The sequence below is a fragment of the Bradyrhizobium sp. STM 3561 genome (genome assembly GCF_045571455.1).
Lineage (GTDB): Bacteria > Pseudomonadota > Alphaproteobacteria > Rhizobiales > Xanthobacteraceae > Bradyrhizobium > Bradyrhizobium vignae.
Genome location: NZ_CP120695.1, coordinates 5,366,670 through 5,383,296, shown reverse-complemented (window position 1 = coordinate 5,383,296; position 16,627 = coordinate 5,366,670). Strand labels below are relative to the sequence as shown.

General features: G+C 59.3%; 19 protein-coding genes and 1 pseudogene. 11 read left to right on the top strand and 9 right to left on the bottom strand.

Annotated features, from left to right (window positions below):
* Positions 1–21: 21 nt before the first annotated feature.
* Both P6U28_RS25485 and P6U28_RS25480 read right to left on the bottom strand, forming a co-directional pair.
* Positions 22–1,194: a PHB depolymerase family esterase gene (locus tag P6U28_RS25485; protein WP_129146118.1), complete on the bottom strand. Its 1,173-nt coding sequence runs from the start codon at positions 1,192–1,194 to the stop codon at positions 22–24.
* Between the two features lie 4 nt (positions 1,195–1,198).
* On the bottom strand, positions 1,199–1,618 hold the full coding sequence (locus tag P6U28_RS25480; protein ID WP_129146117.1) for a CopG family transcriptional regulator: 420 nt from the start codon (positions 1,616–1,618) through the stop codon (positions 1,199–1,201).
* 511 nt (positions 1,619–2,129) lie between these two features.
* Between P6U28_RS25480 and P6U28_RS25475 the strand changes: the two genes are divergently transcribed.
* Positions 2,130–2,273 (top strand): hypothetical protein, encoded by a 144-nt coding sequence (locus P6U28_RS25475; protein ID WP_164937247.1) that lies wholly within the window; start codon positions 2,130–2,132, stop codon positions 2,271–2,273.
* Between the two features lie 431 nt (positions 2,274–2,704).
* Here P6U28_RS25475 and P6U28_RS25470 read toward each other — a convergent pair whose 3' ends face one another.
* Positions 2,705–2,998 (bottom strand): hypothetical protein, encoded by a 294-nt coding sequence (locus tag P6U28_RS25470; protein ID WP_129146116.1) that lies wholly within the window; start codon positions 2,996–2,998, stop codon positions 2,705–2,707.
* Positions 2,999–3,351: 353 nt separating this feature from the next.
* Here P6U28_RS25470 and P6U28_RS25465 point away from each other — a divergent pair, with 353 nt between their 5' ends.
* Entirely contained in the window at positions 3,352–4,368 is a 1,017-nt protein-coding gene (locus P6U28_RS25465; RefSeq protein WP_129146115.1) for a patatin-like phospholipase family protein, read from the top strand.
* Between the two features lie 162 nt (positions 4,369–4,530).
* Here the strand turns inward: P6U28_RS25465 and P6U28_RS25460 are convergent, their stop codons facing one another.
* From P6U28_RS25460 to P6U28_RS25450, 3 genes are all read right to left on the bottom strand, one after another.
* Entirely contained in the window at positions 4,531–4,728 is a 198-nt protein-coding gene (locus P6U28_RS25460; RefSeq protein WP_129146114.1) for a hypothetical protein, read from the bottom strand.
* 1,484 nt (positions 4,729–6,212) lie between these two features.
* The gene (locus tag P6U28_RS25455) at positions 6,213–7,487 is read right to left on the bottom strand and encodes a caspase family protein (RefSeq protein ID WP_129146113.1); all 1,275 of its coding nucleotides are present in this window, start codon (positions 7,485–7,487) and stop codon (positions 6,213–6,215) included.
* A 7-nt stretch (positions 7,488–7,494) separates the two neighbouring features.
* Positions 7,495–8,403 (bottom strand): DUF4399 domain-containing protein, encoded by a 909-nt coding sequence (locus P6U28_RS25450; protein ID WP_129146112.1) that lies wholly within the window; start codon positions 8,401–8,403, stop codon positions 7,495–7,497.
* A 260-nt stretch (positions 8,404–8,663) separates the two neighbouring features.
* Here P6U28_RS25450 and P6U28_RS25445 point away from each other — a divergent pair, with 260 nt between their 5' ends.
* Positions 8,664–9,536 (top strand): formylglycine-generating enzyme family protein, encoded by an 873-nt coding sequence (locus tag P6U28_RS25445; protein ID WP_129146111.1) that lies wholly within the window; start codon positions 8,664–8,666, stop codon positions 9,534–9,536.
* Between the two features lie 20 nt (positions 9,537–9,556).
* A complete protein-coding gene (locus tag P6U28_RS25440) occupies positions 9,557–9,970 on the top strand; it encodes a hypothetical protein (RefSeq protein ID WP_129146110.1) in 414 nt (137 codons plus the stop codon).
* A gap of 359 nt (positions 9,971–10,329) precedes the next feature.
* Here the strand turns inward: P6U28_RS25440 and P6U28_RS25435 are convergent, their stop codons facing one another.
* Together P6U28_RS25435 and P6U28_RS25430 are read right to left on the bottom strand one after the other, a co-directional pair.
* Positions 10,330–10,563, bottom strand: coding sequence for a DUF6894 family protein (locus tag P6U28_RS25435; RefSeq protein WP_129146109.1), 234 nt, complete (start codon positions 10,561–10,563; stop codon positions 10,330–10,332).
* A gap of 450 nt (positions 10,564–11,013) precedes the next feature.
* Positions 11,014–11,157, bottom strand: a complete 144-nt coding sequence (locus P6U28_RS25430; protein WP_164937249.1) for a hypothetical protein — start codon at positions 11,155–11,157, stop codon at positions 11,014–11,016.
* Between the two features lie 286 nt (positions 11,158–11,443).
* Between P6U28_RS25430 and P6U28_RS25425 the strand changes: the two genes are divergently transcribed.
* Positions 11,444–11,668, top strand: coding sequence for a hypothetical protein (locus P6U28_RS25425; protein ID WP_129146108.1), 225 nt, complete (start codon positions 11,444–11,446; stop codon positions 11,666–11,668).
* A 790-nt stretch (positions 11,669–12,458) separates the two neighbouring features.
* Positions 12,459–12,674 (top strand): hypothetical protein, encoded by a 216-nt coding sequence (locus P6U28_RS25420; protein WP_209296633.1) that lies wholly within the window; start codon positions 12,459–12,461, stop codon positions 12,672–12,674.
* A gap of 84 nt (positions 12,675–12,758) precedes the next feature.
* Here the strand turns inward: P6U28_RS25420 and P6U28_RS25415 are convergent.
* A pseudogene (locus tag P6U28_RS25415) lies at positions 12,759–12,902 on the bottom strand (IS701 family transposase); the annotation flags it as partial.
* A gap of 798 nt (positions 12,903–13,700) precedes the next feature.
* On the opposite strand from P6U28_RS25415, the gene P6U28_RS25410 reads away from it, so the two are divergent.
* The 5 genes from P6U28_RS25410 (at position 13,701) to P6U28_RS25390 (ending at position 16,518) form a co-directional block, all read left to right on the top strand.
* Complete coding sequence (locus P6U28_RS25410; RefSeq protein ID WP_129146106.1) at positions 13,701–13,913, top strand: hypothetical protein; 213 nt, start codon at positions 13,701–13,703, stop codon at positions 13,911–13,913.
* Between the two features lie 27 nt (positions 13,914–13,940).
* On the top strand, positions 13,941–14,153 hold the full coding sequence (locus P6U28_RS25405) for a hypothetical protein (protein ID WP_129146105.1): 213 nt from the start codon (positions 13,941–13,943) through the stop codon (positions 14,151–14,153).
* Positions 14,154–15,827: 1,674 nt separating this feature from the next.
* A complete protein-coding gene (locus tag P6U28_RS25400; protein ID WP_129146102.1) occupies positions 15,828–16,040 on the top strand; it encodes a hypothetical protein in 213 nt (70 codons plus the stop codon).
* Positions 16,041–16,066: 26 nt separating this feature from the next.
* Complete coding sequence (locus tag P6U28_RS25395) at positions 16,067–16,279, top strand: hypothetical protein (RefSeq protein WP_129146102.1); 213 nt, start codon at positions 16,067–16,069, stop codon at positions 16,277–16,279.
* 26 nt (positions 16,280–16,305) lie between these two features.
* Complete coding sequence (locus tag P6U28_RS25390) at positions 16,306–16,518, top strand: hypothetical protein (protein ID WP_129146101.1); 213 nt, start codon at positions 16,306–16,308, stop codon at positions 16,516–16,518.
* Positions 16,519–16,627: the final 109 nt, after the last annotated feature.

Genomic DNA, 16,627 nt, shown 5'->3' with positions numbered 1-16,627 from the left:
ACAGAATCTGCCAAAGTAGTGCTAGTTTCGTCGCTGCTGCAGCGAGTGTTCAAGAAAAAAACGCAGCATCTCCCTCGTCGCGTCCGGTCCGTCCGGATCGGTGTAGGATCCGGCGGGGCTACCTCCCGACCATGCGTGTCCGGCTCCGTGGATTTCCCAGTGTTCGAGGATTCCGCGCCCGCCGGCGTCGGTGTGGATCGTGCGAGTGTAGGCATGCCCTCCAGGTACCCGACCGCGATGCACTTTGGCCTTCGTGCGGAATCCGCCGAGCGACTGTCGGACGATCCGAGCGCCATTCTTGGAATGCACCGTGGTGTCGCGATCGCCGTGAAAGACGATTGTCGGCACGGGCGGGCCGCCGCTCGGCATTGCCTCAGGTCCGCCGCCTTGCTTCATGGCCATCAGCGCCGAGGGAAGGTCGCTGGCTGCTCCGCAGGCCAATCCGGAATGAATGCCGATCGCCGCGTACAAATCGCCGTAGGTCGATCCCATGACGGCCGCGGCCGCGGCCCCGGCGGACAGTCCGGCGACGTAGACGCGTTCCGGATCGACCGAATGGTCGCACATGATCTGGCGGGTGATGCCGGCGATGAGCGAGGGCTCGCCTGCGCCGCGTTGCTGGTCGGCTGGACGAAACCAATTCCAGCATTTCGCCTGGTTCGCTTCCGCCCGCTGCGCGGGATAGGCGACGAAGCAGGTCTGTTCTTCGGCGATGAAGTTCATCCGCGTGCCGGCGGCGAAATCCTCCGGCGACTGCGTGCAGCCGTGGAGCATGATCACCAGCGGAATGGCCTGGCCATGATAGCCGCTCGGGATGAAGAGCCGGTAGGCGCGGCTTCCCGCAGCATTTGCGTAGACGCCTTCGAGGAACCTGGCGCCGTCCGGCACGATGTCCGCCATGGAAGGCGGCGCACGCCTCAGGGCTCCTCCCAGTCCGAGCCCGTGAAGGTTTTTGGCGATATCCACTGCCGGCTGGGCCGCCGGACGCGGACGCCTCGTCTCGGCGGCGTTCGCCTTGGCCTCGATGGTCGGCGGTTCTATTCCTGCAGCAGGGGCGGGGTGGCCGGTCGTCGGTGCGGTAGTGCCCCGCTCTTTCTCGCCCCGAAGCATGCGCTGAAGCAGCGCGGTGGCCTCGACGAGTTGGCCCGAGCGTGTGAGGCGTGTGGCTTCGCGAATGATGTCGTGGTTCAACATGACCTTACCTCGTCCTGTCGGCAAGTGCGGACTTGACCGCCGGACTGGCATGCAGGGCGCCCAGCACAGAGACCGATGCAATCGTCGCGCGGGCAAGCTCGGGCGTGACGTCCTGCGCGATGGTGGCGAGACCCAGAACATTGATGTGCAGCATCTCGCCCGCCCTCCGCGCCGCCTCGAGATCCTCGCGGCTGTAGTTTCGCAAGCCGAGGTCCAGGCTCTTTCGCGCCGTGGACTGCTTGACCACGTCGGCATGGCGTTCGAGCTGGTTGCGGATCGCGGTGCGGATGAAATCCGTGCGGTTCGAGTAGAAGCCTTCCTGCACCATCAAATCGACCTGACCGAGATCGATAAAACCAAGGTTGATCGTGATTTTTTCCGTATCGGGAGGCTTTGGTCGCATTTCGTAAACGTTGCTCGGCATCGCATCACCTTCCTATCGCCATCCAATTGGATGGTATATGGATGGTAAATTTCAGGGGTCAAGAGGGACACACGCGATTGCGGCATACGGGCCGGGATACCTGGGAGAGCGCTTTTGCGTGGCTTACGCGTCTGCGGGCGGCCCGACGACATCGCGGATCTCGGCTACGGTCTCGGCAGGGGAGATGCCCGGCGGCGGATCCCGACGTGCGATGTCGAGGGCCGCTCGCGCGCGTGCGGATCGGCGCGGTCCTGCGGCCTCTCGCTTCTTTGCGCCCATGGCAGATAGAAGGCGAACGTGAGGGGAGGCAAGCCACTAGAAACGGAGAGGTTCGGGAAGGTCATGCCAAAAGTCGCGGTATATGCCGCGCAGCATGATTTGATGATTGTTCGAACCTGTGCGGACCAGGACGTAGCGGCCTTCGTATCGATCGATGCGACGGGTACACTGACCGCGGCAGTTAGGAACACACGGCGCAAACGCAAGTTCGGCTGCAGTAGTGGAGATTCAAATGGGGTCCATCGCGAGCGCTCTCGTGTTCGCCCTGGCCATGTCGGCTTCGGCCGCATTTGCCCAGACAGCCAAACCGGATGTCTCGCCCGCGCCGAGCGCGCAGAACGTCCGTGAAGCCCCCGTGACGGAAAGACGTGAATGAGAGTTCAATTCGGATGCCGGCTTCGACAATGATGTCCTTAACGACACTTCGCAGGTAGCGCAGATCCTTACGTTCGGTGATCCAGGGCAGGGGAGTGGATGCCCTGCGGTGTGCAATCTCGCCGGAAAACCGGCCCGAGACCATCGTCCTCTTAACCTCATCGAGCTCCGCCATCAGTTCAGGGGAGAGTGGCTCGCCCGTTTCATCGAATAGCGGCCACCAAGCCTCTTCGCCGTTTTTTGCATGTACGATCTTTACGCCATTCGGCCGCTCCTTGGGCCGATAGTGCGCAATCTCAAAGGCGCCGAAGACGTGCTCTTCTCTTTGCAACCATTCCCCGGCGACCAGTGCGGCTGTAGCCACTGAACTATATCCGAGTTTCTTTGCGGCGACGCGAAACGCGACCGGTTCGTCCCACGTGGCCGTGGCGTCTACCGCGCAGGCTGGTTGGGCGCCTTCAGGCCCATCCGGGAGAATGGATTGATAGCCGGCACAAGCTTTTCCTGCGCACGCTGGCCAACAAACCAAGCGCGCCTGCAAGCGGTCATCGCCGCGTTCGCAAACCGGCGGCGTTCGCGCTTGACGATGTTGCCGTCTTCATCCTTGTCTTCCACCACCAACAGCTTGGCGTAGATTGCATCGACAAAGCCTTTGCTAAATTGCGGTATCTGCTTCGAGTCCGCGCGCGTCCCGTCTTTCAGCTCACGATCGGCAAAGAGTGCCAAGCCCTGCTCGTTGAGGCGCTGCGTCTTATGATCGATCTCTCTCCATTCCTGATGTCCCTTGAAAGTGCCGACGAGCCAGTCTTGGGATCAGGCCGGTGATCGCCGCGATTCTGGCCTGACGTCGGCTGAGTTTGGGCCTTCAGACCGATGGCCTTGTAAGGCCGTTTTTACACGACCAAGACCCACAGCGGTCATAGCCCGGCCCGAAATCTCGCGCCGGGCCGTCTCCTGCCGTATCGCCGTGTGATATCCTCACTCGCAAGAAGTGGAGGGACCGCACAGTGAAACTGCCGCGAGTTCATTACGCTGCTAGGCGCCGCGGCGGTGGCGCACGACGTGGTCGGTAAGCGCCGATGGGTATGGCAAGCAAGACGGTCAACCTCGCTTTACAGGGTGGCGGTGCGCATGGCGCCTTCACCTGGGGCGTTTTGGATCGCCTGCTTGAAGATGAGCGGATGTCGTTTGAGGGGATCTGCGCTACCAGCGCTGGCGCCATGAACGGCACGGTCATGGCGTACGGTCTGACGATAGGCGGCCGCGAAGGCGCAAAACTCTCTCTCGCCGAGTATTGGCGCCGCATCAGCGAAGCTGCGGCCTGGGGACCGCTGCAGCCGTCCATTTTCGATCGTCTGTCGCAAAATCGTTCGATCGAGGGATCGCCGGCCTTCATGTTCTTCGACATGATGACACGACTGATGTCACCTTATCAGTTTAACCCGTTGAACTACAACCCGTTGCGTGACGTGCTCGAGAAGACCATCGATTTCGACCGGCTGCGCAGGGAGAATGTCGTCAAGCTGTTCCTTTGTGCGACAAACGTCCGCACTGGAAAGGTGAAGATCTTTGAGAACCATGAACTCACCGTCTCGGCCGTTCTCGCTTCCGGGTGCCTTCCGCAGCTCTTTCAGGCTATTGAAATCGATGGCGAAGCCTATTGGGATGGCGGCTACATGGGCAACCCAGCAATCTTCCCGTTGATCTATGGTTGCCAATCCACAGACGTCATTGTTATTCACATCAATCCAATTGTGCGTGGGGAAATTCCTCGCACGGCGAGCGACATACTAAATCGATTGAACGAAATTAGCTTCAATTCGTCGCTGATGCGCGAGATGCGAGCAATTGCCTTCGCCAACAAGCTCGTCAGCAGAGGCGCGCTGCGCGACGAGATAAAGACGATGCTGATTCATGCCATAGAGGCGGAATCGTTCATGAAAGACCTGGGCGTCGCCTCCAAGTTTAATGCAGACTGGGAGTTTCTCACCTATCTGCGCGACGTGGGCCGTACCTGCGCTGAGGAGTGGTTAGCCGCAAATTATTGCCATATCGGTGTGCGTTCGACCATCGACATTCACGGCAGATACTTGTAGCGCGTTTAGAGTGCGGCAATACAAGCAACCCCAAATTGTCACCAGGAATTTGGTTCTCCATGACAACGCTCCCATGTTCTTGATCGTGGAGGCGCAACCACCAACGCTCGCTGATAAGATTCGTGACGTCATTCCGGTGGGTGTCCCGAGCAGACCTGCGAGTCAACCAAGCGAGACCGCCTGTGCCACCATGAGGCCGGCACCCAGGATGCAGATTAGGCCAGCAAAAAGCTCAAAGATCGACGGTCCGGGGCGGCCCACCGCTAGCAGCGCAAGGATGGTCGCGATGCCTAGCCGAATGCCCTGTGGCGTGAGGCTATCCCATCCGATAATATCCCAGCCCACTAAAGGAAAACTCATTCCGGCCTCCTGTGTTTGAACATTCTGTTCCCAAGATTTCTGTACACGCAAAGCCTATGACGCCGTGGAAGGCCCGTGGCGGAGGCGACCGATGCGGAGGGTGCCAATCAGCAAAGACGCGCAGCCGCCCGCGTGGGGTCTATCACTGGTCATAGCCCGCTGACCCGGTGGAGAACACTGGACATCGGAGCCGCAGGCTCGAGGCTGTTGGCGTCTTGTGGCAAGTTTACCTGACGATCGCGAGCGGTCTCCTGATCTGTTGAAATAGAATCGACGAAGTTCAACTGGTCTTCCCTCGTGTCCTGCGGGGATCGTCGCGACGAAGGCAACAACGAAAGGGGCTGGTTAGGGCAGCACTGGAGACAGATATGGGCGAGCAATCGTCCTCGCGAACAAGGCCCGTCGAATGGGAAGGGGCGCCGGTCTCATCGAAAGAAGCATTGCTCACGGCTGCCACCGCCGAATGCTGCGGCAAACGGAAACAAAAGAGGCCGCCCTACCGAGGCGGCCTAACTGCCGTCGCCCCCGCTAGCAGGATGGCGTCACGATGCCGGCGACACCTTCACCTCTGTGGTGGGCCTTTCGTCGCCGAACGTAGCCATCCCCTGATATGCAGATCGGAGAATGCTTGCAACCGACTCAAGCGCAACCTTACGCCGGTGGACGATACGGATACGGGCGCCGCGAATGGTTCGCCAGCTATGGGAAATCCTAATCCGAGTCATTTAACCTCCGAGGTTCAATGGATGGTGACGGTTGGCTCAGCAGCGTGCTTTCCAACTCACGCCCGGGATAGCCGATCCCAAGGTCAATGACCGTGATGCGCGTCACTGGAACTTCGAGGAGTGAATTGGCTCGTGACTTGTAGGACCAGGACGGCGATGAGGTCGGTGCTCTTGGCCGGCACTCTCAGCGCTTATGCTGCACAAATCGACGCGTACATCTTTTAGCGGATTCGAACGCTCGCCAGCGATCAACGGCTGAGCGGCTTTCGCTGGGACTTAGCTATCGCGCCTCAAGGCAGCGAACAAGCACGCGGCTTTTTGCAACATGTGACCATGATCACGGCCCTGACCCACGACTTGTAGGATTGTCGCGTCTATCAGTTGTTTGCGGCTCTTCGAGGGAACACACTATGAACGTCGTGATTCAAAGACTTAATGGCCTGTGGCACCTCGTCGTCGGGTCATGCCAGCTCCGAACACCTTTCCTTGAGACTCAGGACCGGGAGCGGGTCGTTACGTACGCCCGGCGAATTTACCCTGGTGCCAAAGTCTTCGAACGCAGCTGATCTCAAAGCGACGCACTCGAGCGGATGCTGTCCGGTACTTGAGGATTGGCAGGTGCCTTCGCGTGGAACCACTCGGCTCACTCGTTAGAGCGCGTCTGGCGAGCGTTCCGATCCGGTCACGGTCGGATGGCTATTGTTGTGTCGAGCTTCAATCGTGAAATGTCCCGACACACAGTGAAGTGTCCAGGCGAGATCAAGGAGCGACGCTCTCGCGCAATCGGCGGAGCTGCGACCGGAGCCGTTCGCAACTCAATTCCCTCTCGAAATTGGTGATCGCCTGAAGTGTAGGTTCAGCGCGCAGGCGCTGCAACCGCGCCATGTCGCGGGTGCAGGTATCTTCGGAGCGGACATCCTCATTCCGTACCTGCTGCTTCGCAGCCGCTTGGGGCGCCGCATTTCCATCAGAAGGCAGAGCGCCAGTGCTAACAATACTCTCAAATAGACGCTGTATCTGTGGACGCAGCCGCGTGCAAACGACCTCGCGTTGGAAGTTGATGATCTCGTTCGGCACAGGGGTGGCGCGCAGACGTGCCAGCCTCGCTTCGTCGCGGACACAGGGGTCCGTAATTTCGGAGGGCGGCTGCGCGGGAGGCGGCTGCCTGGGAAGTTCCGCCTTTACCGCCGGCGGCGCGCTTGGCGGCGCTGGATTGACCGGCGGAGCGGGCGGCGGTACCGGCGGTGCATTTGTTGTAACAAACTGCGGCACCAGGGCGATAGTGGCGCCGCCGAGCGAACCATAGATGAACGGCTCCTGCCGTCCACCGGTCATGGTGATGACCTCATCGCGCACGCGGCCAAGCGCGATCCGAATGTCGACACCGGGCGCGGCAAGGTGCCGGAGCAGCGCAGTTGCATAGGGGCTGTTCACGCCGTCGCCGTCATAGGATATCGAGCCTGCCTTCGCCGCGAAAGCCACCAGGGTGTCGGCGCTGATTTCATCAAGCTTTGCGAGACCGCCTCTTGTCGGCGAGCGGCTTGCGGACCGCAACTTGGCCGCAAACGGGTTGTCGCGGCATGCGTCGAGCAGTATCAAACGCAGGCGGCGTACCGGTTGCAGCGCCCAGATGATGCGATCGAGCGCGATAGCCTCGTCGTCGACGTCGTAGTCGTGGCTCAGCTTGGCATCCATCGGTATCAGATAATTCACGCCGCCGATCTCGATGCCGTGGCCGGCGTAATAGACCACTGCCACATCGGCATTCTCTGCAGTAATGAGGAACTCGCGCACAGTACGCTTGAAGTCGACGACACCGAGATCGTTGCGTGCAATGACGACGTCGAAACCGATAGACTTGAACAGCGCTGCGATCGCTTTGGAGTCGTTGCCGGTGTTGGGCAGCGGCGGTGCGTTCGTATAGGAGGAGATTCCGACCACAAGCGCGACCCGACGCTCCGCTGCGGCCCCATCGGCGAACATCGCGCTGATGACGAGGCAGAGGATGTAGATCAAGAGGCGGCGCGGTTTCATCGTTGCATCAATATCCGTAACTCCGCCAAGGACGATGGCGGTACTTGCGCTTTTTCGGCGGCTGGCCGTTCTCCGTCACGGTGACGTTGATGACATCGGAGAACACCGCTGGATCGTGCGGCACGTGGGCATAGTCGGCGAACAGAAGGCGCAGCTTGTGCTGGCCGATCGGGAGCGTGATCTTCGCTTCAGTCTGGCCAGCGCCGAAGTGCAGGTGGTTGAAATCGTTTGGGATTGGTTGGTCGAGTGGAGGCAACTCGGCATCCACGAGCAAATGATGATGTCCGGTGTTGGGTTTGTCGAAGCCCGCCGGCGCCACGCCCATGTTCAACAAACCGAAGCGGATAACCGGGTTCGGAGAAATATAGGAGCCGTTCTTTGGATAGATGAAATAGACCTTCGCGTCCTTCGGCGCGGAACGACGTCCACCCACCGCAGGGGGTGCTTGCGCCACCGCGGCGCCGGTTTGGTCAGCTACCCTGACCTTGATCCGCTCGGAGACCACCGGCGGCGAATGCGGGACGTGATTCTTGTCGGCGAACACCAGCTGCAAAGTGTGCTCACCGGGGGTCAGCGAAATCTCTGCCTCGGTCTGTCCAGCCCCGAAATGGAGGTGCTGGAAGTCGTTAGGAATTTCAGCATTCAGCGCGGGCGTTGGCGAGTCGACGATCAAATGATGGTGACCACTGTTGGCGCGGTCCGAACCTGCCGGGGCAACGCCCATGCCGTGCAGGCCAAAGTGTAGAGTGGTCTTGGTTGGCACCGTATCGCCGTCCTTCAAGCCAATGAAATAGACGGCCGCCCCGGGCGGCGAGGGCGTTGGGCCGCCCGTCTGGGCTTGAGCCTGTGCGGCGTGCCAGTGCATCAAGCCGCCGATAAATGGAACCAGAACCGCTATGAGCAAACGTTGCATCATCGCAATCTTCCCAATGGATAGACCACAATCTGGACCGCAAGAGCCGCGGGAATCTGAAATAGCTGCAACTATCGATAATGGGCCCGTCCCACCGGCAAACAGAACGGGGCTGAAACGATATCCCTTTGCTCGCCAATGTAAACCACAATCGAGCGGGGCGACTGTCGCCTTGCCGGTCGCAGCCGAATGAAGCATGCTATGCGGCATAGAATGTGACGTGTGCATACTCCTGATCGTTCGAGCCGACCGGAGATCACAAGATGAAATCCGCCGTCTTGTCTGTGATTTTTCTCACAGCACTATTTGCAAGTACTACGGCAATTGCCCAGCGAGGGCTAAGCAGCGGCCCGTCTGGCGACCAATCATCCGCGCCATCTGACACCAGAGTGGCTCAACAACAGGGCGCCAGTCTGGATCCTGGAGAGTTGTTTCGCGATTGCGATAATTGCCCTGAGCTCGTGGTTGTGCCTCCGGCAGACTTTGTGATGGGATCCAATGACACGCCCTATGAGAAGCCTGAGCACCTGATCAGCATTCGCAAGCCCTTCGCGATCGGGCGCCGCGAGGTGACGTTCGCGGAGTGGGACTCGTGTGCCGATGCTGGCGCCTGCAAAGTGCGTCCCGAGGATCACGGCTGGGGTCGCGGTGACCGTCCAGTCATCAACGTCAGCTGGGAAGATACCAAGCTGTACGTCGCCTGGCTGTCGCAGAAGACCGGACAGAAATACCGTCTGCCCAGCGAAGCGGAGTGGGAGTATGCCGCGCGCGCGGGGACCAGAACGGCATTCTGGTGGGGCAAAGAGGCCGGCGCGGGTCATGCGCAGTGCGACGGGTGCGGAAGTCCAATCAAGCAGCAGGTCGTGCCAACGGGCTCCTTTCGGCCAAATGGATTTGGGCTCTACGACACTTCTGGCAATGCTGCGGAATGGGTCGAGGATTGCTGGAATGATTCCTATCGCAATGCGCCCAAGGACGCGTTGCCCTGGACGTCGGGCGACTGCCGCCTGCGGGTGCTGCGCGGCGGCAACTTCCTCAGCAAGGCCAGCGACGTCCGATCTTCGGCGCGATTTCGCTACGACGTTGACGTGCGCTACTATGCCAACGGATTTCGCGTTCTGCGGGAGTTGCCGTAATCATGCGGCGGACGGAAACGATGCGCGCGATCGTCGGAGCAATACTGGTGTTGTTTGCTGCAGCCCCTGCCGCTCGGGCGCAGTCCTACTCTGCCAGCGGGCAAATCGGCTATCTGCACGAATGGGAAATAACGGGTAATCTCGGGAAAACGGTTACGAGTCCAGGTACTGAATATTCAGGGACGATCACGCTGCGCCACGTCGGCCTGTGCAGCGTCAATGGCGTAGAGCAAAAGCAGGCTCGTTTGCAGCTGAAAGTGTCCTCCAGGCGGCTGGAAGGCGTATTGATCATGGACGAGGATCGATGCCGCATTGTCGCATCCGGATCATCAGGTTCGGGGCAGCTGACCTGCGGCAGTGGACAAGACGTTCCGATCAATCTCCTGATCGGCAAAGCGGTTGAGATCGAGGCGGCTGATCGTACGCGACTTTAGAGCGCAACGATTCCTATCCTAAGTGCTGCTGCTCGCTGCGCGACTGTCTGCGACCACTATGATACCGGCGACCGCGCCAACACACGCTGCGGGCGCGACTGGCTTGGCCGCTCCGCCTCATCCGCAAACTCCATTGGAGAGGAGTGCACGATTCCGCGAGGCAAGAGCTTTACGTGGTCTTTCCCAATTGTGCCGTTGGAGCCGCAGGCTGTTCTAGAGATCGTGTCCGGGCTGTGACGGAAGTGCCTTTGGGCGAATATCGCTCCGGCGAAGGCACACCGGATGGTTGCCGTCGTGACCGCATTCACCCCCTGACGAAGAAGTATCAATGATTGTAGCTCTGGCAGCATAGCACTCTCTCAGTGCGGATTGCCGAGCACGAATGCGAACGGCAGAACGAAAATCTCGTCGCCGGCCTCATCGCTGACATGCAGAGCCCACTGACGCCAATCTTCCAGGTTGGCAGCTGCGACCAGAGAGCGCACCCTGCGAGTAGCCTCCTCACACGCTTCGATTAGGTCGGATACGAACGTACCGCGACGATCCATCAGTACGCCCTTGGTGTTCGAGCAATGGAAATAGACCTGAGTCATGTACGCCTCCTTTCCAATATTTGGGTCAGCAAGCCCGACCCTGCATGTCGGAGTCATACTAGGCCGCAGAGCAGATTGTCCGTGATCACCCGCACATTGCGCGGTTTGGTGGCCCCGCGGGCCGTGGTCGGGCACGCCACATATCAACCGGCAAGGTATGGATCCAACGTCGGCGTTAGGCCAATGGCTGGTGTCAGCCGTGCCCGCTCTGTCAGCGGCCGAAACCTCCGCGGCAGCCGTCGATCGTACGTCGGGTTTGGCTCGGGCGGCGTCGCTGGAAGCGGGCGCATGCCGGCAGAGATTGCAACGGAGCGCGGCATCATCTTGCAGTGCTTGCAAACGCGATGCAGCGAGGAGGCTGGGAGGTCTGTCTAGAATGGTGGCGGGACCGAATTGCCCCGCCATTGACCCACAGAGGGCCGTACGAGCATTCTTTATTGATCGGCTAGTCTAGGTCGTTACCCCGCGGCCATAGATCGAACCCACCGCCAACTCTGAGTGATAAAGCGGGGGCTTCAGGGTGGTCATAAACGCCACAAAGCACAGCGCTCCGATGGCGAAGAGGATAGAACTAAATAACTGGTTCAGGTTCATCGGTGTTCCTCGCTGCCTCTCGTTTGGGGCCCAATCAATACAGCCGTGAACCGGAGCATGAAGAGATCGACCCGCTTCTTCCGTGACGCCGCTCACATCGAGAGAATTGCCTCCTCCGCCTCCCCTGAGTCACGCAGCGGCCATTTGCTTGGCTACCTTCGCGATGCCCATGGGCGCGTTGCCGTGGCCGCCGCGTGATTTCCGTCACAGATCGAAAAGTCAACCTCCCGTATGGTTCGAGCCACATGTTGTTCATTGCAAACCCTGAGGAGGGAACATGAGTGGAATGCGTGAACTGATCGATACTGAACTCGACACCGTGAGCGGCGGGCATCACGGGCATCATCATGGACATCACGGGCTCTTCAGCTTCGGTAACATCGGCAATATCGGCCAATTCGGCAATATCGTCATAGAGCAAAACATTGCCGTGCAGATTGGCGTGGCTATCGGCAATAACGCCAGTGTCACGCAGCAGCTCGGTCAGCTGAACTTCAGCGCTATCCACTAAATGGCGGATCCCGAACACTGCTTGCCCGCTCCCGATGGTGTTCGGTTACGAATTCAATCGAGAACTCTCATGGATACGGTCGCCGTGACTCAGGGCGCTCGAAGAGTATCGACACGGTGTCGATGCCCGACGAGCGTACCTGTTTCTCATTCTGCGAGGCGCCAGTTCGTGTCTATTCCGATCGCGTCACCGCCCAAGCGCGCACAGGGTTCATGCGGTAGTTGCCGATCCAGTTCGCAGTAGCGCCCAAGAGGATCAGCTTGTCGGGAAGCTGCTGTCTCACCTCAGGGCTGGGTCAACATTTGTTGTCGACCGTGGCTGCAACGCCGATTTAGATCAAAGACCTCGCAATCAGGTGTGGCGGCTAGGCCCAACGTCCGGCCGAACAGCAATCGCGAGGCCAGGCTGGTTTTTTCCCATACCTCTACCGAACCCGGAATGTCGTGGAACGCTTCGCCCTATGGCGAGCTCGCGGCCGTCTCACTCGCGCTCGATCAGCTTGTTGCGCAAAATGGGCGTTTGGCTCGGCGCTAGATCCTTACGCGTCGTGCCTGAGACAGCCAGATTCGCTTGAGACATGCGAGAGTCCAGGCCATATGAATCGGAACCGCCGTGGGAGCAAACAGCGTGGGTCCGGCGGGCCATATCGTAGCCAAAGCTGACTGCCGCGGGGCGAGCCGTGATTTCTGTCACAGATAGAAAAACCATCCTTCAGTATCAACACGCATAGTGAGGCACTGGCTTGCTTTGAGCTGGATGTTGTTCACCCCGCAACCCTGAGGAGGGATTCATGAATGAAGTGCGTGAACTGGTCGATATGGAACTCGAATCCGTATCTGGTGGAGGGCTATTCGACGTGAGCAACTTGTCCGGCAATATCGTCGTACAGCCGCAGATTGCTACGCAGGTCGGTGTTGCCGTCGGCGGCTTCAGCGTCTTCGGCAATGGCGGCAACGCAAACCTCACACAGCTGCTCGCTCAGGCGAACGTCAGCTCGATCGGCTAAGTCTTGAATGCCCGCACACTCCCGGCTGCTCCCGGGAGTGTGGGGGTACAACTTAAATCATTGTACAGTGCCCGCTGCAAAGTGTTCCTCCATCGGTTGAACGCCTTTAGCCACCAGGGCCGGTCAATCCCGCAACTTAATTCGACACATCCCCTGCCAGGTCTTATGACCTGCTGATCCGGGAAATGGCTTTAGCCAGCATTCGAGCTTGTCTCTCCACGCCGACATGGTCAGCCCTCCAAGAGCCGACCACCCAATGAACCATTGAGAAATCGGTTCGGAGATCGTTTGCGAACGCCAACCAACAATCTGCCAAGGTATCGTCGGGCCATGAACTCATAGAACCGGTGGCTTGGCACCGGAGTCAATGTCCGCCTTGATGTCCTAAGGCCACGCGGTTGCCGCGCGGCAGCGCTTCGCGAGTCGACATCTGCACGGCGTTCGATCAGATCGGCGCGCTATCGTCGTACATTCTTTCTCCAAAAACCTTTCCGTGGGTGTGAACACCCAAGGAATCGGTTGTTAGCAACTTGATTGAACCCTCTATTGGGCCGCAGCGCGGAACGAGCAAGACAGCTGTGACAGCGCGGAGAGCGGGACGACTGCTCGCGACCCGGTAGATCTCAGTAAAGATCGGATCCGCCAAACCGCGTTCGCAGAGTTGAGTGCTGGCACACCGTACGGCGGGACGTACAATCAGTCGCTGCGGGCAGGTTCGTATCAAGTCAGATTGCCTGACCGCCGAAGCTGACGACGTCGATAGCTATGTACGATACGACATGACTCGTCCTGTCCGATAGGTTCGCAGAAATTGTCCACGTCAGTCTGAGAGGATAACGATCTCTATAGATCGATGTCCCGCGCCGGCAGTCACAACCGAGCAAGTACAGCGGCGGTGGCCACTGTGAGTCGTGCGTGATTCTTCTCACAGATAGAAAAACAACCCTCCGGTAAGAACACGAGCAGTGAGGCGCTGGTTTGCTTTGAGCCAGATGCCGTTCACAGCAACCCCTGAGGAGGGAAGTCATGATGGAAGCGTGTGAGCTGATCGATCTGGAACTCGACGCGGTGTCTGGTGGGTTCTTCGATTTTAGCAATTTGTCTAACAACATCGTCGCGCAGGCGAACACTGCGACGCAGGTTGGTGTCGCTCAGGGCGGCTCCAGCGTCTTCGGTGCCGGTGGTGCCGCTGCCGTCACGCAGCTGCTTGCCCAGGCGAACACCAGCTCAATCGGCTAAGTCAAACATAACTGAGGAGGGAACGTCATGATTAAAGCGTACGAACTGATCGATATGGAACTCGACGCCGTGTCTGGAGGGATCTTCGACCTGAGCAATTTGTCCAACAACATCGTCGCGCAGGCGAACTCTGCGACGCAGGTTGGCGTGGCTCAGGGCGGCTCCAGTGTCTTCGGTGCGGGTGGTGCCGCTGCCGTCACCCAGCTGCTCGCGCAGGGGAATACCAGCTCGATAGGCTAAGTCACCAATACCCGCACACTCCCTTGGTTGCTTCCGGGGGTGTGCGGGTACTCATTTCAATCGAGAACTCTCATGGACACAAGCGGCCCTGATAACGAGAGCGGTGGATCTGGCAGAGCCACACGATGCGCGGTTTGTGACCGCAAGTTTGGACTCGTCCGCCACTATTGGTGGCGCACCCCTTTATGCTCCAAGAAGTGCGTCAATCGCTACAGAGTTCGCCAGGCGAGTGATGGAAACTGGCTATGCTGGCTTCTCACTTTAGACCAGGCGCCAGAGATCCGAGCGAGGGCTTAATGGCTTCCCAGATTTCACAACGAGGCAGGGAATACCGACAAATAGCACAGAGCTTGCTCCGCGCTGTCAAAACCATGACTGACCGAACGATTGCCGCCCAGCTCAAGGCTCTCGCCGACGACTACGAGCGACGAGCGGAGAAAGCTTCGCATGATGGTGCGGCCAAAACAATCACGCGATCGGCCGCCAGTGCTGAACGCGAGTGGCGCACGTGACAAAACGGGCGATTCATAGCCATCCTGTGGAAGAATGTTGGGGCCGACGCGTCAAGTCGCGACAGTTTTCATAACCCAAGGCCACTCGGGTGAGTACTCGGCTGGTAGGGTGCCTGGGAATCCAAGCCTGACTACGCTTGGCCTGGAGGCGCGGCATAGAAGCCCGCGGACTCGCGCTGCAACGGCGGCGGGAAGAACATGAATACGCTGTACCTATCCGATTGATCGCTGCTGGTAGGACATGAGTGGCTCGATTCAGCAGGAAGCTGCTTTACTCATCGCTTTAGGCTTCCGCGTCGCGAATAGCCAGGTAATGGCCGGCGACCGCCCGTGTGAGAATTCTCTCCGTTCTGAAAGAAGACTCTATCTGCCGCGGGCAGCGCTCGACGCGATCGCCGATGCGCCGCCCTGAATGTTGAGGGTGAGAAGGCGATAACGCAATCAGCATTGCCAACCTCGGGAGTTTGGTGCTGTCCGCCTTCAGGCATGCCCCGATTTAGCTGAGGGGTGGCTTCTCGAGTGCGTCAGGCTCACGTCGGGGTGAATCGCTCAGACCCATGAAGGCATGCGGCCAGTGTCGAGACTGGTTCGGATGGTCGCGCCATGGCAGGTACGACACTCAAGGCAAATTCGTCTCGTCAACTTCGGTGGTGTGTCGTCTAAAGAGCTGGTGCGGGAGGCGGCCTATGAGTGGTGTTATTTCTCGCCGCGGCTTCCGGTGCTCGCTGGGAGCGACGCTGCACCAGGCGATTCGTGGAGCAGCCCAACGCGCCATTCAAAGCTGCGTGATAGCCCACTACCGCTCACAGATGTGTCGGAGGAGTGCAGCTTCAGCAATCAAACGTCACGCGACTCTTCCACCGCATGATTGGCCTAACTCCGGGACGCGTGGTGCCGGGTTGCGAAGCCAATCGCGAACCGAAGCTGTTGCGGACTAACAAGCTAAGTCCAGCGGCTAGTCAGAGCACGATGACCGAGTAGTCCATTTCCGCAGCTCCATGGTCGGATAGCAAGAAGCATCTCAAGCCAAGGCAGACTGCGAACTGTGGGTCGTGCGTGATTCTTCTCACAGATAGAAAAACAATCCTCCGGTAAGAACACGGGCAGTGAGGCGCTGGTTTGCTTTGAGCCAGATGTCTATCACAGCAACAAGAGGGAAGTCATGATTGAAGCGTGTGAACTGATCGATATGGAACTCGACGCCGTGTCTGGAGGGTTCTTCGACCTGAGCAATCTGTCCAACAACATCGTCGCGCAGGCGAACACTGCGACGCAGGTCGGTGTGGCTCAGGGCGGCTCCAGCGTCTTCGGCGCCGGTGGTGCCGCTGCCGTCACGCAGCTGCTCGCGCAGTCGAACACCAGTTCGATCGGCTAAGTCACAGATACCAGAGGAGGGAAGTCATGATTGAAGCGTGTGAACTGATCGACATGGAACTCGACGCCGTGTCTGGCGGGTTCTTCGACCTGAGCAATCTGTCCAACAACATCGTCGCGCAGGCGAACACTGCGACGCAGGTCGGTGTGGCTCAGGGCGGCTCCAGCGTCTTCGGTGCCGGTGGTGCCGCTGCCGTCACGCAGCTGCTCGCTCAGTCGAACACCAGTTCGATCGGCTAAGTCACAGATACCAGAGGAGGGAAGTCATGATTGAAGCGTGTGAACTGATCGACATGGAACTCGACGCCGTGGCTGGCGGGTTCTTCGACCTGAGCAATCTGTCCAACAACATCGTTGCGCAGACGAACTCTGCCACGCAGGTCGGTGTGGCTCAGGGCGGCTCCAGCGTCTTCGGTGCCGGTGGTGCGGCTGCCGTCACCCAGCTGCTCGCGCAGGGGAATACCAGCTCGATCGGCTAAGTCACTAATACCCGCACACTCCTTGGTTGCTTCCGGGGTGTGCGGGACTCATTTCAATCGAGAACTCTCATGGACACAAGCATCCTCGCGCAATGAACTGCGGGAAGAG